Below are 13,219 nucleotides of genomic sequence, written 5' to 3' on the forward strand. Positions count from 1 at the left end.
GTCGGGCTTACGTACGGAAGGGAGGCTTGGGGCCGAACATGCGGGAAACACGTCCGTCATGACACTCCGGCACACTCGGGTACGGCATACGCACGGCGGCGATGGCACCTCGTCCGGTACCGAGAGCCGGTCCGACGCCGCGTCGACCCTGGTGTGCGCGCCGCCGTCGGCGGCAAGTATCGTCCTCACCTGCGCAGGTATGCGCGCCAACGTCACCGGCCGGAGGAACCGTTGTCCCGTTTCCGTCTGATCAAGGCAGTGCTCGGCCCGCTTCTGCGGGTGCTGTTGCGCCCGCAGGTGGAAGGGGCGGAGCGAATTCCCGGTTCCGGTCCGGTGATTCTGGCCGGCAACCACCTCACCTTCATCGACTCGATGGTCCTCCCGCTGGTGACCGACCGTCAGGTGTTCTTCATCGGCAAGGACGAGTACGTCAAGGGCCGTAGCCTCAAGGGGCGGTTGATGGCGTGGTTCTTCACGGGCGTCGGCATGATCCCCGTCGACCGCGACGGCGGACGCGGAGGCGTCGCGGCGCTGATGACGGGCCGTCGCGTGCTGGAGGAGGGCCGGATCTTCGGCATCTACCCCGAGGGCACCCGCTCCCCCGACGGCCGTCTCTACCGGGGCCGCACGGGCATCGCCCGTCTCGCGCTGATGACCGGCGCGCCCGTGGTGCCGTTCGCGATGATCGGTACGGACGCGATCCAGCCCGGCGGCAAGGGCCTGCCGCGTCCGGCACCGGGGCGCCGTATCGCGGTGCGCTTCGGCGAGCCCCTCGACTTCAGCCGCTACGAGGGCATGGACCGCGACCGCTATGTGCTGCGGGCCGTGACGGACGAGGTGATGAGCGAGGTCATGCGCCTGTCCGGCCAGGAGTACGTGGACGTCTACGCGACGAAGGCGAAGGCGGCCTGACCCGCCGACCCGTTCCTGCCGGTCCCGCATGCCGATCCCGCTCTCCGGGCCCGGCCGCTCCCGCTCCGGTCCGCCGATCCCGCCATGACGGGCGGCGGCCACTTCAAGGCCCCCGGCCGGGTGAAGTCCGTACGCCCCTGATTCGTCGGACTCACGGCGGCAACTCCGCCAGCATGTCTGGTACCGAGAATCAAGGGCCCACGCCCGGCGACCCGGATCGCGAACCCGGAGGGTCCGAACCCACCGGCGGACGTGGCAGGCCCCAAAGCCCCGAGAGTCCCCAGAGCCCTCAGAGCCCTCAGAGCCCCGGCGGGCCCGGGAGACCGGGAAGACCCGTCGCAGGAACAGGCGGAACAGGAACAGGCGGCACAGGAGCAGGCGCAAGCCCAGGACAGGGGCCGGGCCCCGGCTCCGGGGCGGAGCGGACACCCGCGGCCAGCCCCACGGAGTTCGGAGGCCGTTCCTGGAAGTCCGTTCTGCGCCGCACGTTCAAGGAGTTCAAGGACGACGAGCTGTCCGACCGGGCGGCGGCACTGACCTACTACGCCGTACTGTCGATCTTCCCGGCGCTGCTCCTGCTCGTCTCCATCCTGGGAATCCTCGGCAAGGACACCATCGACAAACTCCTGTCCAACATCTCGAAGTTCGCGCCCGGCTCGGTGCGCGACATCCTCACCAACGCCGTGACCCAGCTCCAGGGAAGCACCAGCACCGGCAGCGTCCTGGCCGTGGTCGGCCTGCTGGGCGCGCTGTGGTCCGCGTCGAACTACATCGCGGCCTTCATCCGCACATCCAACGTCGTCTACGACGTTCCCGAGGGCCGCCCCGCCTGGAAGGTCACGCCGGTACGCGTCGGCCTGACGCTGCTGCTGATGGTGATGCTCGCCGTCAGCACCGTGCTGGTCGTCTTCACCGGTCCCCTCGCGAAGAACGCGAGCGACGCACTCGGGCTCGGCAGTACGGCGCTCACCGTGTGGACCTACGCGAAGTGGCCGTTCCTGCTGCTGCTCGTGGCCCTGATGATCGCTGTGCTGTACTGGGGCGCGCCCAACGTCAAGGGCCGGGGGCTGCGCTGGGTGACTCCCGGCAGCGCGCTCGCGGTGCTGATCTGGCTGGCCGCCTCCGCGGGGTTCGCCGTGTACGTGGCCAACTTCGGCTCGTACAACAAGACTTACGGCACCCTGGCGGGCGTCATCATCTTCCTGGTCTGGCTGTGGATCACCAACCTGGCCATCCTGCTGGGCCTGGAGTTCGACGCGGAGATGGCACGTCAGCGTGCCATCAGCGGCGGCCATCCCCGCCGGGAGGAGCCGTATGTGGCGCCGCGCGACACCCGTAAGTGGCCCGACGAAGGGGTGCGCCGGCCGAAGGGCGGACCGGAGGAAGGCGGTCCGGAAGAAGAGGGCGGCTCCCGCAAGGCCGCGTGACGGCGACCGACCAGCCCGACGAACGGACAAACGAACCCGACAGACGAGCGCCGGAAGGCCCTGTGAGCCTTCCGGCGCTCGCGCGTGCGCCTGCCGTGTGCAGCCGCGGGGTGCGCGCCCCTTGTGGGGGGCGCTCAGGCGGGCCAGGTCCCCGTGAGTCCGCGTACCCCGGACGCGCCACCACGGTGGATGAGCGCCTTGATCACACCCGCGATCGCTCCCTTGAGTGCGACGGCGGGCAGGATCTCCTTCCAGGCGCGCTCCTCGTCGGAGGCGTCGGGCGCGTCGTCCTCGTGCGCGACGGCCTTCCAGATCTTGCTGAAGAGCGCGCTGGCGATCATGCCGCCGAGCAGCCCGAAGACGATCGCGAAGGGTTTGTAGAGCAGCTTGGCCACTCCGCTCACCCCCTTCCGGTCCTGCCGAACCTGCCGTGCCTGCGGCCCTTGCCGTCCATCCACTGCAAGCCCCGCATGCCGCTCATGTCGGGCATGCCGGGCGTGCTGTGCCGTCCACGGGTGCCGGGCATGCCCGGCAGGCTGCGGCTTCCTTGCATGTTCGGGATCCACTGCGGGCCACGGGAGCGGTGCATGCCCGGCATCCGCCGCATGCCCTTGCCCTTGCCCTGCCTCATGCCGTGCCGGATTCCGTTCCGTATGCCGTGTGAGCGGTGCATGCCGGGGATGTTGCGCATACCGTTCATGCGGTTCCTCGGCTGGCGGTTGATCAGCAGATACGCCGCGAGGGCAGCGGCGCCCAGTGCGCCCACGACCGCCATGGCCGGGCCCGGCCTGGTGAAGCCTCGGTCCGCGGCCTCCTCCGCCGTGTGCTGCATCCTCGCCTTCGCCTCGTTCATCTCGAACAGGGCCTTCGACTTGGCGTGCGCGGCCATCTCCCGTGCGTACGCCTTGACGTCCGCCTTGCCCGCCAGCTCCGCGACCGTCTGCGCCAGCTCCTCGCGGGCCTGCTCGACCTCCGCCCGAAGCTGCTTGCTGTCGGTGGCGGTGCCGGACTTGCGCGTCATCGGTGGGCTCCTTCCCTGATCGCATCGACGTCGGCCTTGACGCTGTCGATGGTCTTCTCGGGTTTCGGTGGTGAGGCGGAGCCCAGCTCACGCTTGCCCGCCAGCGCCATCACTCCGGCCACCAGCAGCAGCCCGCCGGCCACGATCAGTGCCGCGGCCCATACGGGAAGCGCGACCGCTATGCCCGCTATCGCCGCGAACACCATCGACCACAGGGCCAGCAGCCCCATGACCGCGGCGCCGCCGAACATGCCGCCGCCGAAGCCGGCGTGCTTGCCCTTCTCCTTCATCTCGGCCTGAGCCAGCCGCATCTCGCTGCGCACCACGTCGCTGAGCTGCTGCGATGCCTGCTTGGTCAGCTCCGCGACGGTGTGGTGGTTGGTCTCCTCCGGCCGGTGACGCACAGATCCGATCATCGCGTCTCGCCTCGCTTCATATCGGGGAGGGCATCCGGCGACCGGGTGCCCTCCCGCGGGGCGGCTACGCGTGTGTGCTGTCCGCAGCGGTCAGCACAGATCGGTGCTGGTCAGCGGCGTTCCCCGGCCCAGGCCCGCTGCGCGGCGAGGTCCCTGCGTACCTCCGCGAACTGGACGGCCACCGCCGAGGGCGCGGTGCCGCCGCGGCCGTCCCGTGCCGCCAGCGCGCCGTCGACGGTGAGGACCTCCCGTACGTCAGGGCCGAGGTGCGGGGAGATCGCGGCGAACTGCTCGTCGCTGAGTTCGTGCAGCTCGATCCCCTCGCGCTCGCAGACCTTCACGCACTCGCCCGCGACCTCGTGCGCGACCCGGAACGGGACGCCGCGCCGCACCAGCCACTCGGCGATGTCCGTGGCCAGCGAGAAACCGGCGGGCGCGAGTTCCGCGAGGCGTTCGCGGTGCACGGTGAGCGTCGCGAGCATGCCGGTGAAGGCGGGAAGCAGCATCTCCAACTGGTCGCACGAGTCGAAGACGGGCTCCTTGTCCTCCTGGAGATCACGGTTGTACGCCAGCGGCAGCGCCTTGAGCGTCGCGAGCAGCCCCGTGAGATTGCCGATCAGGCGGCCCGACTTTCCGCGTGCCAGTTCGGCGATGTCGGGGTTCTTCTTCTGCGGCATGATCGACGAGCCGGTGGAGAAGGCGTCGTGCAGCGTGACGAAGGAGAACTCCTTGGTGTTCCAGAGGATGATCTCCTCCGCGATCTTCGAGATGTCGACGCCGGTCATCGCCGTGATGAAGGCGAACTCGGCGACGAAGTCCCGCGAGGCCGTCCCGTCGATGGAGTTGCCCGACGAGCCGTGCTCGAAGCCGAGGTCGGCGGCGACCGCCTCCGGGTCCAGCCCGAGCGACGACCCGGCCAGCGCGCCCGAGCCGTACGGGGAGACGGCGGTACGGGCGTCCCACTGACGCAGCCGCTCCGCGTCCCGTGAGAGGGCCTGCGCGTGGGCCAGCACGTGGTGGGCGAAGAGCACGGGCTGGGCGTGCTGGAGGTGGGTGCGGCCCGGCATCGCCACGTCCGGGTGCGCCTCGGCGAGGCCGACGAGGGCCTCCTGAAGGTCGGCGAGCAGCCCGGCGATGATGCGGGCGTGATCGCGCAGATACATGCGGAAGAGGGTGGCGACCTGGTCGTTGCGTGAACGCCCCGCGCGCAGCTTCCCGCCGAGGTCCGGTCCGAGGCGTTCCAGCAGGCCGCGTTCGAGCGCGGTGTGTACGTCCTCGTCGGCGACGGTGCCGGTGAACGTGCCGTCGGCGACGTCCCGTTCGAGCCGGTCGAGCCCCTCGGTCATCTGCCGCAGCTCGCCGTCGGTGAGCAGACCGGCCTTGTGCAGCACGCGGGCGTGTGCGCGCGAGCCCGCGATGTCGTAGGGCGCGAGCCGCCAGTCGAAGTGCACGGAGGCCGACAGCTTCTCCAGGGCTTCGGACGGCCCGTCGGCGAAGCGCCCGCCCCACAGCCGTATGTCCTGGCCTGCGGCGTCCTGCTGCGGCGCTTCGTTGCTGGGCATTGCTTGCTCTCCTCGGGTGGGTGTGAAATGCGGCGCCTCCCCGCCGGATGCGGCGGGGAGGCGCTGGTGGAAGTGGTGCGCGGGCCCCTGCGGGCCGGGGGACGCAGACTACTGGGCCTGCCGGGCGTGAGGCCCGTTACCCGGCCAGGTCCCGCTTCGCGGCGATCTTGCTGGACATGCCGAACAGCTCGATGAAGCCCTTCGACATGGACTGGTCGAAGGTGTCGCCGCTGTCGTACGTCGCGAGGTTGAAGTCGTAGAGCGACTGCTGGGAGCGCCGGCCCGTGACGACGGCCCGCCCGCCGTGCAGCGTCATCCGGATGTCTCCGCTGACGTGCTCGTTGGCCTCGTCGATGAAGCCGTCCAGGGCGCGCTTGAGCGGGGAGAACCACAGCCCGTCGTAGACGAGTTCGGCCCACCGCTGCTCGATCTGCCGCTTGTAGCGGGCCAGTTCGCGCTCGACGGTGACGTTCTCCAGCTCCTGGTGTGCCGTGATCAGCGCGATGCCGCCCGGGGACTCGTACACCTCGCGGGACTTGATGCCCACGAGCCGGTCCTCGACCATGTCGATCCGGCCGACGCCCTGGGCGCCCGCCCGCTCGTTGAGCTGCTGGATCGCCTGTAGCACGGTCACGGGCTTGCCGTCGAGCGCGACGGGGACGCCGGCCTCGAAGGTGACGATCACCTCGTCGGCCTCGCGCGGGGTGGCCGGGTTCTCGGTGTACTCGTAGACGTCCTCGACGGGCGCGTTCCAGATGTCCTCCAGGAAGCCCGTCTCGACGGCCCGTCCGAAGACGTTCTGGTCGATGGAGTACGGGGACTTCTTCGTCGTCGCGATGGGCAGGCCCTTGTCCTCGCAGAAGGCGATCGCCTTGTCCCGGGTCATCGCGTAGTCCCGTACGGGCGCGATGCACTTCAGGTCCGGGGCAAGGGAGGAGATGCCGGCCTCGAAGCGCACCTGGTCGTTGCCCTTGCCGGTGCAGCCGTGGGCGACGGTGGTGGCGCCGTGCTTGTGCGCGGCGTCCACGAGGTGCTTGACGATGGTGGGCCGGGAGAGGGCGGAGACCAGCGGATAGCGGTCCATGTAGAGCGCGTTGGCCTTGATCGCCGGGAGGCAGTACTCGTCGGCGAACTCGTCCTTGGCGTCCGCCACTTCGGCCTCGACGGCGCCGCAGGCGAGGGCACGCTTGCGGATGACGTCGAGGTCCTCGCCTCCCTGGCCCACATCGACGGCGACGGCGACGACCTCGGCCCCGGTCTCCTCGGCGATCCAGCCGATGCAGACGGAGGTGTCAAGGCCGCCGGAGTAGGCGAGTACGACGCGCTCAGCCACGGGGTTCTCCTTACAGTGCATACGCTGATGGGTATAAGTATGCACTGCACCGTATGCTTCGTCAACGTGGCTGGTCAGAGGCCTATAGCTCGCGAATCGGGTGCGGAACGCGGACTCAGCGGCCGCCGTCCAGCTCCTCCTTGAGCACCGCGGCATGGCTGTAGTCGAGCTGCTCCTCCTTCACGGCGGTCAGCAGCGTCACGGTGCCCTCGCGGGCCTGCTCGCGCAGCCGCTCCAGCACCTCGCGGGCCTCCTGCCCGGACAGCTCCGCGCGGTAGCGCTTCGCGAACTCGCCGAAGCGGTCCGGGTCGTGGGAGTACCACTTGCGCAGCTCGGTCGAGGGGGCGATGAGCCTGTCCCACTCGTCGAGCCGTGCGTCCTCCTTCTTCATCCCCCGCGGCCACACACCGTCCACGAGCACTCGCAGCCCGTCCTTGCGGGGCCTGGCCTCGTCGTACACGCGCCGCACCTGGACATGCCTCGTACTGGTCATGAATCCAGGGTGGGACAGCCGGGAGCGGAGCGCACGGCAGGGAAGCGGCGGCGTAGTGCTCCCCCGGGCCTGGTGCTCCCCTGGGCCTAGTGCTCCCCCGCTGCCTTGTGCTCCTTCTGCGCCAGGTTCAGCAGATGGCCCGCGAGGGCCTGGCCGCCGTCGGGCGCGCGGCTGATGAGCAGCAGCGTGTCGTCGCCGGCGATGGTGCCGATGATGTCGTGGACGCCGGCCTGGTCGATGGCCGAGGCGAGGAACTGGGCCGCACCGGGCGGCGTGCGCAGCACCACCAGGTTCGCCGACGCCTCGGCGGAGATGAGGAGTTCGCCCGCCAGCCGCGCCATGCGGGCCTCGCTCGCGGACTCGCCGAGCGGCGCCTTGGGCGTACGGTCGCCGCCCTCGCTGGGCACGGCGTAGATCAGTTCGCCGCCGGTGTTGCGGATCTTCACCGCGCCCAGCTCGTCGAGGTCGCGGGAGAGGGTGGCCTGGGTGACGGAGAGCCCGTCGTCGGCGAGGAGCTTGGCGAGCTGGCTCTGCGAGCGCACCGGCTGCCGGTTGAGGATGTCGACGATCCTGCGGTGCCGGGCGGTACGGGTCTGCGGCACGGCCGGGCCTCCGTAACCGTTGCCCAGCTCCTGCTCCTGCGCGTACCCCTCGGTCATCGGCCCGGTCTCCTTCGACTCATCGGCTCTTCTGCCCGCCGTCGACCGCGTCCAGGATCGCGGGGAGAGCCCGGACGAGAGCGTCCGCCTCGTCGTCGGTGACGATCAGCGGCGGAGCGAGCCGTACGACATCCGGCGCGACCGCGTTGACCAGGAACCCCGCGTCCTGAGCCGCTTGTTGCACTAGAGGTGCGACGGGCTCGGTGAGCACGATACCCAGCAGCAGTCCCGCGCCGCGGACCTGCTCGACGAGCGGATGTCCGATCGACCAGATCCCGTCACGCAGCCGCTCCCCCAGCCGCCCCGCACGGGCGGGCAGCTCCTGTTCGGCGAGGGTCCGCAGCACCGCGATCGCGGCAGCGCACGCCACCGGATTGCCGCCGAAGGTCGAGCCGTGCTGACCGGCGGTGAGCAGCCCCGCCGCCTCGCCGAAGAACATGGCCGCGCCCAGCGGCAGACCGCCGCCCAGGCCCTTGGCCAGGGTGATGATGTCCGGTTCCACACCCTGCGCCTGGCAGGCGAACCAGTGGCCGGTACGTCCTATACCTGTCTGGATCTCATCGATCACGAGAAGCGTCCCGCTCGCACGGGTGATCTCGCGGGCCGCGGCCAGATATCCCTCGGGGGGCACGACTACGCCGTTCTCACCCTGCACGGGCTCGACGATCACCAGCGCGGTGTCGGTGGTGACGGCCGCCTTCAGCGCCTCCGCGTCTCCGTAGGGGACGTGGGTGACATCGCCCGGCAGGGGCTCGAACGGGGCCTGCTTCGCGGGCTGTCCGGTCAGCGCCAGGGCGCCCATGGTCCGGCCGTGGAAGCCGCCCTCGGTGGCGACCATGTGGGTACGGCCCGTCAGCCGCCCGGCCTTGAAGGCCGCCTCGACGGCCTCCGCGCCCGAGTTGCAGAAGTAGACGCGTCCCTCGCGGCCCGCCAACTCCAGCAGCCGCTCGGCCAGTTCGACGGGCGGCTCGGCGATGAAGAGGTTCGAGACATGGCCGAGGGTGGCGATCTGATCGGAGACGGCACGTACGACCGCGTCATGGGCGGTGCCGAGCGCGTTGACCGCGATGCCGCCGGTGAAGTCGGTGTAGGACCTGCCCTGTTCGTCCCAGAGGGTGCTGCCCTGACCGTGGGTCAGGGGGATGCGCGGGGTGCCGTAGTTGTCGGCGAGGGCGGCCTGCCAGCGGGCGGTGAGCGCGGAGGCGGCGGCCGCGTCGGCGTCGGCGGACTGTGCGTTGGCGTCGCGTGCGCCGGTGGCGTCGCGTGCGTCCGTGGTGGTCATTTCGCGGGCTCCCCCTCACGCTTGTCCGGCACGACCATCGTGCCGATGCCCTCGTCGGTGAAGATCTCCAGCAGGATCGAGTGAGGTACGCGGCCGTCCAGCACGCGGGCGGTGCGGACCCCGTTGCGTACGGCGTGCAGACAGCCCTCCATCTTCGGGACCATGCCGCTGGACAGCTCCGGCAGCAGCAACTCCAGTTCCGCGGCGGCGAGTTCGCTGATGACCTCGTCGCTGTCCGGCCAGTCGGCGTACAGGCCCTCGACGTCGGTGAGGACCATCAGGGTCTCGGCGCCGAGCGCGGCGGCGAGCGCGGCGGCGGCGGTGTCGGCGTTGACGTTGTAGACGCCGGTGCCGTCCGGGTCCCCGTCGTCGTCAGCCCCGCCGTCAGCCCCGTCGTCAGCATCGCCGTCCGCTCCGGCGCGGGAGTCGGCGCTGCGTGCGATGGAGGAGATGACGGGGATGCGCCCGTCGTCGAGCAGCGCCTGGATCGCCCCGGTCTCGATGCTGTCGATGTCGCCGACCCGGCCTATGTCGACCGCCTCGCCGTCGATGTGCGCGTAGCGCTTGGTGGCGGCCATGATGTGCGCGTCCTCGCCGGTCATGCCGACGGCGAGCGGACCGTGCCGGTTGAGGAGATTGACCAGTTCGCGCTGGACCTGGCCCGCGAGGACCATCCGTACGACGTCCATCGTCTCGGGCGTTGTCACCCGCAGGCCCGCCTTGAACTCCGACTCCAGGCCCAGACGCGTCAGTTGGGCGCTGATCTGCGGGCCGCCGCCGTGCACTACGACGGGACGCAGCCCGGCCTGGCGCAGGAAGACGACGTCCTGGGCGAAGGCGGCCTTCAGCTCACGGTCGACCATGGCGTTGCCGCCGAACTTGATGACTACGGTCTTGCCGTTGTGGCGGGTGAGCCAGGGCAGCGCCTCGATGAGCGTCCGCGCCTTGGGCAGTGCGGTGTGCCGACGCGTGGGGTGCACCTGATCGGTCATGAGCTGTACGCGCTGTTCTCGTGGACGTAGTCGGCCGTCAGGTCGTTGGTCCAGATGACGGCGGACTCGGAGCCCGCGGCCAGATCGGCGGTGATGCGCACCTCGCGGTAGCGCATGTCGACCTTGTCGCGGTCTTCTCCCGTGGCGCCGTTACGGCACACCCACACGCCGTTGACGGCCACGTCGAGTTCGTCCGGGTCGAAGACCGCGCCGGTGGTGCCGATGGCGGAGAGCACACGGCCCCAGTTGGGGTCCTCGCCGTGCACGGCGCACTTGAGCAGATTGTTGCGGGCGATGGAGCGGCCGACCTCGACGGCGTCGTCCTCGCTCGCGGCGTTGACGACCTCGATGCGGATGTCCTTCGAGGCGCCCTCGGCGTCATGGATGAGCTGCTGCGCCAGATCGTCGCAGACGGCCCGTACGGCTTCGGTGAACTCCTCGGCGCCGGGGGTGACTTCACTGGCGCCGGACGCCAGCAGCAGCACGGTGTCGTTGGTGGACAGACAGCCGTCGGAGTCGATCCGGTCGAAGGTGGTACGGGCCGCGTCGCGCAGCGCACCGTCCAAGGCTGCCGAATCGAGGTCGGCGTCGGTGGTCAGTACGACGAGCATCGTGGCGAGGGAGGGCGCGAGCATGCCCGCGCCCTTCGCCATGCCGCCGACGGTCCATCCGCCCTCTCCCCGCGCCACGGCCGTCTTGTGCACGGTGTCGGTGGTCTTGATCGCGAGGGCGGCCTTCTCGCCGCCGTACTCGGAGCGCCGCGCCGCCGCCTCGTCCACGCCGGGCAGCAGCTTGTCCATGGGCAGCCGCGTACCGATCAGGCCCGTCGAGCAGACGGCCACCTCGGCGGCGCTGTGGCCGAGCGCGGCGGCGGCCCGTTCGGCCGTGGCATGGGTGTCCTGGAACCCCGCGGGGCCCGTACAGGCGTTGGCGCCACCGGAGTTGAGCACCACGGACGAGACCCTGCCGCCCTTGAGCACCTGCTGTGACCAGAGCACCGGCGCGGCCTTGACGCGGTTGGCGGTGAACACTCCGGCAGCCGCGCGGCTCGGGCCCTCGTTGACGACCAGCGCGAGGTCCGGGCCGCCGCTGTCCTTGATCCCGGCCGCGACGCCCGCGGCAGTGAATCCTTTCGCCGCTGTCACGCTCACTGTGCTTCTCCGTTCGCTTCGAGACCCGCTTCAAGTCGCGCTTCAAGTCGCGCTTCGGCGGCTGCCGCCGGGACCGTACGGCCGTCCGTTCCGCTGCCCGTACGGGCGCTCACGGCGCGGTCCCCACGAGCGGCAGCCCCAGCTCCTCCGGCAGCCCCAGGGCGATGTTCATGCTCTGCACCGCGCCGCCCGCGGTGCCCTTCGTCAGGTTGTCCACGGCCGCCACGACGATGACGCGCCCCGCGTCCGGGTCCAGCGCCACCTGGAGCTGCACGGTGTTGGAGCCGTACACGAAGCCCGTCGCGGGCCACTGGCCCTCCGGGAGCAGTTCGACGAACTGCTCGTCCGCGTACGCCTTTTCGTAGACGGCACGCAGCTCCTCCGGCCCGGTGCCGGGCCTCGCCTTCGCGCTGCACGTGGCGAGGATGCCGCGCGGCATGGGCGCGAGCGTGGGCGTGAAGGAGACGGTGACGGGCTCACCGGCCGCCGCCGAGAGGTTCTGCGCCATCTCCGGTGTGTGGCGGTGACCGCCGCCCACCCCGTACGGGCTCATCGATCCCATCACCTCGCTGCCGAGGAGATGCGGCTTGAGCGCCTTGCCCGCGCCGGAGGTGCCGGTCGCCGCGACGATCACGGCCTCCGGTTCGGCAAGCCCCGCCCCGTAGGCCGGAACGAGCGCGAGGGAGACGGCCGTCGGATAGCAGCCGGGGACGGCGACGCGGCACGATCCCGCCAACGCGGCGCGGGCGCCCGGCAGTTCGGGCAGCCCGTAGGGCCAGGTGCCGGCGTGCGGGGTGCCGTAGAAGCGCTCCCACGCCCGCGCGTCCGACAGGCGGAAGTCCGCGCCGCAGTCCACGACGAGCACGTCCTCGCCCAGCTCGTTCGCGATCGCGGCGGACTGCCCGTGCGGCAGCGCCAGGAACACCACGTCGTGCCCCGCCAGCACGGAGGCCGAGGTCTCCTCCAGCACCCGGTCCGCGTACGGAAGCAGATGCGGCTGGAGCGCGCCGAGCCGGCTCCCCGCGTTGGAGTTGCCGGTGAGCGCCCCGACCTCGGCCTCGGGGTGCGCGGCCAGCAGACGCAGGATCTCGCCGCCCGCGTATCCGCTCGCCCCCGCGACCGCTGCTCGTACAGTCATCGATCCCCTCCTCGTCGCCAGCATGACTATACGTGGTGCAGCAGGTTTATGCAAAGCGGAATCGGGCGCCGCCGACCTCGGGTGTGACCGAGGTTTTCAGTCGGCGGAGGAGCAAACTGGGCAAGGTCTCCGGCGAGGTAGCCCCATCCTGTTCCCGATCGAGGAACGACCGCCCCCGGACAAGGCGCATCGCTCACCATGCAGGACGCAGGGCACTGCCGCAGGGTGGCGGTCAGGCCGCAGGGCCGCAGCCCCCGTCGCCCAGTGTCAGCAACCCCGCGAACAGCAGCGCGCCCCGGATCGCCGCTCGCATCGCGGAGGCCCCATGCCGGTCGTGGACCACCGCACCCATCGCGGCGCCGTAGGAGCGCCGCTCCCCGGCAGATTCGGTGTGGCCCTCTATGGAGGCGATCGCAGGGGGCCACCTGCTGTTTCTTGTTCATTGCTACGTCGCTGATGTCGGCATACCGATTCGTGACGACTTCCTGGTACTCCCGGACAGTCGGCTCTTTCGGCGGGTCGTGGGGGGGATCGGCGGCTCCGTGTCCTGCGGGGCGGCGTCAGGGATTCGTCAAAATCGCGGCCTCGGCCGTATGGATCGCGTCAACGGCTGGTGCGCGGGCGCCGGCAGGGGGCTTTCATCGAGAAGCCCGAGATATTCCGACTCTGTTCCAGGAGCTCACGATGGCCGATGTGGCCTTCGCGCTGGTGGCTCTCATAGCCAAGGGGGTGGCAAAGCTGTGACCGCCGAGAACATCGTCGGCCTCGTCGTGGCTGTCGCCCTGCTGGGTTACCTCGCCTTTGCCCTGCTGTACCCGGAGAGGTTCTGAGCA

The 13,219-nt window shown here is 70.4% G+C and carries 14 protein-coding genes; 3 read left to right on the forward strand and 11 right to left on the reverse strand.

Annotated elements, in window-relative coordinates; genetic code table 11:
• The first annotated feature begins 231 nt into the window (after positions 1–231).
• Complete coding sequence (locus MMA15_RS02030; RefSeq protein WP_241057210.1) at positions 232–912, forward strand: lysophospholipid acyltransferase family protein; 681 nt, start codon at positions 232–234, stop codon at positions 910–912.
• A 173-nt stretch (positions 913–1,085) separates the two neighbouring features.
• Positions 1,086–2,339, forward strand: a complete 1,254-nt coding sequence (locus MMA15_RS02035; protein WP_308290493.1) for a YihY/virulence factor BrkB family protein — start codon at positions 1,086–1,088, stop codon at positions 2,337–2,339.
• Between the two features lie 134 nt (positions 2,340–2,473).
• Here the strand turns inward: MMA15_RS02035 and MMA15_RS02040 are convergent, their stop codons facing one another.
• The 11 genes from MMA15_RS02040 to argC form a co-directional block, all read right to left on the reverse strand.
• Positions 2,474–2,743 (reverse strand): DUF4235 domain-containing protein, encoded by a 270-nt coding sequence (locus MMA15_RS02040; protein ID WP_308290494.1) that lies wholly within the window; start codon positions 2,741–2,743, stop codon positions 2,474–2,476.
• Positions 2,740–3,360, reverse strand: a complete 621-nt coding sequence (locus tag MMA15_RS02045) for a DUF3618 domain-containing protein (protein WP_241057211.1) — start codon at positions 3,358–3,360, stop codon at positions 2,740–2,742. The genes MMA15_RS02040 and MMA15_RS02045 overlap by 4 nt, the downstream gene beginning before the upstream one ends.
• Entirely contained in the window at positions 3,357–3,776 is a 420-nt protein-coding gene (locus MMA15_RS02050; protein ID WP_241057212.1) for a phage holin family protein, read from the reverse strand. Before MMA15_RS02050 ends, MMA15_RS02045 begins: the two co-directional genes overlap by 4 nt.
• A gap of 110 nt (positions 3,777–3,886) precedes the next feature.
• Positions 3,887–5,338, reverse strand: a complete 1,452-nt coding sequence (argH, locus tag MMA15_RS02055; protein WP_241057213.1) for an argininosuccinate lyase — start codon at positions 5,336–5,338, stop codon at positions 3,887–3,889.
• Between the two features lie 136 nt (positions 5,339–5,474).
• Positions 5,475–6,671: an argininosuccinate synthase gene (locus MMA15_RS02060; protein WP_241057214.1), complete on the reverse strand. Its 1,197-nt coding sequence runs from the start codon at positions 6,669–6,671 to the stop codon at positions 5,475–5,477.
• A gap of 115 nt (positions 6,672–6,786) precedes the next feature.
• Positions 6,787–7,164 carry a DUF488 domain-containing protein gene (locus MMA15_RS02065; RefSeq protein WP_241057215.1) on the reverse strand — a complete coding sequence of 126 codons (378 nt, stop codon included), beginning with the start codon at positions 7,162–7,164 and terminating at the stop codon, positions 6,787–6,789.
• An 86-nt stretch (positions 7,165–7,250) separates the two neighbouring features.
• Entirely contained in the window at positions 7,251–7,823 is a 573-nt protein-coding gene (locus MMA15_RS02070) for an arginine repressor (protein ID WP_241057216.1), read from the reverse strand.
• A 19-nt stretch (positions 7,824–7,842) separates the two neighbouring features.
• Positions 7,843–9,105 (reverse strand): acetylornithine transaminase, encoded by a 1,263-nt coding sequence (locus MMA15_RS02075; protein ID WP_241057217.1) that lies wholly within the window; start codon positions 9,103–9,105, stop codon positions 7,843–7,845.
• Entirely contained in the window at positions 9,102–10,097 is a 996-nt protein-coding gene (argB, locus tag MMA15_RS02080) for an acetylglutamate kinase (protein ID WP_241057218.1), read from the reverse strand. The genes MMA15_RS02075 and argB overlap by 4 nt, the downstream gene beginning before the upstream one ends.
• The gene (gene argJ / locus MMA15_RS02085) at positions 10,094–11,248 is read right to left on the reverse strand and encodes a bifunctional glutamate N-acetyltransferase/amino-acid acetyltransferase ArgJ (protein WP_241057219.1); all 1,155 of its coding nucleotides are present in this window, start codon (positions 11,246–11,248) and stop codon (positions 10,094–10,096) included. Before argJ ends, argB begins: the two co-directional genes overlap by 4 nt.
• A gap of 109 nt (positions 11,249–11,357) precedes the next feature.
• Positions 11,358–12,386 carry an N-acetyl-gamma-glutamyl-phosphate reductase gene (gene argC / locus MMA15_RS02090; protein ID WP_241057220.1) on the reverse strand — a complete coding sequence of 343 codons (1,029 nt, stop codon included), beginning with the start codon at positions 12,384–12,386 and terminating at the stop codon, positions 11,358–11,360.
• A 740-nt stretch (positions 12,387–13,126) separates the two neighbouring features.
• Here argC and kdpF point away from each other — a divergent pair.
• Entirely contained in the window at positions 13,127–13,216 is a 90-nt protein-coding gene (gene kdpF, locus MMA15_RS28130; protein ID WP_241057221.1) for a K(+)-transporting ATPase subunit F, read from the forward strand.
• Positions 13,217–13,219: the final 3 nt, after the last annotated feature.

The organism is Streptomyces marispadix (assembly GCF_022524345.1).
Taxonomy (GTDB): Bacteria; Actinomycetota; Actinomycetes; order Streptomycetales; family Streptomycetaceae; genus Streptomyces; species Streptomyces marispadix.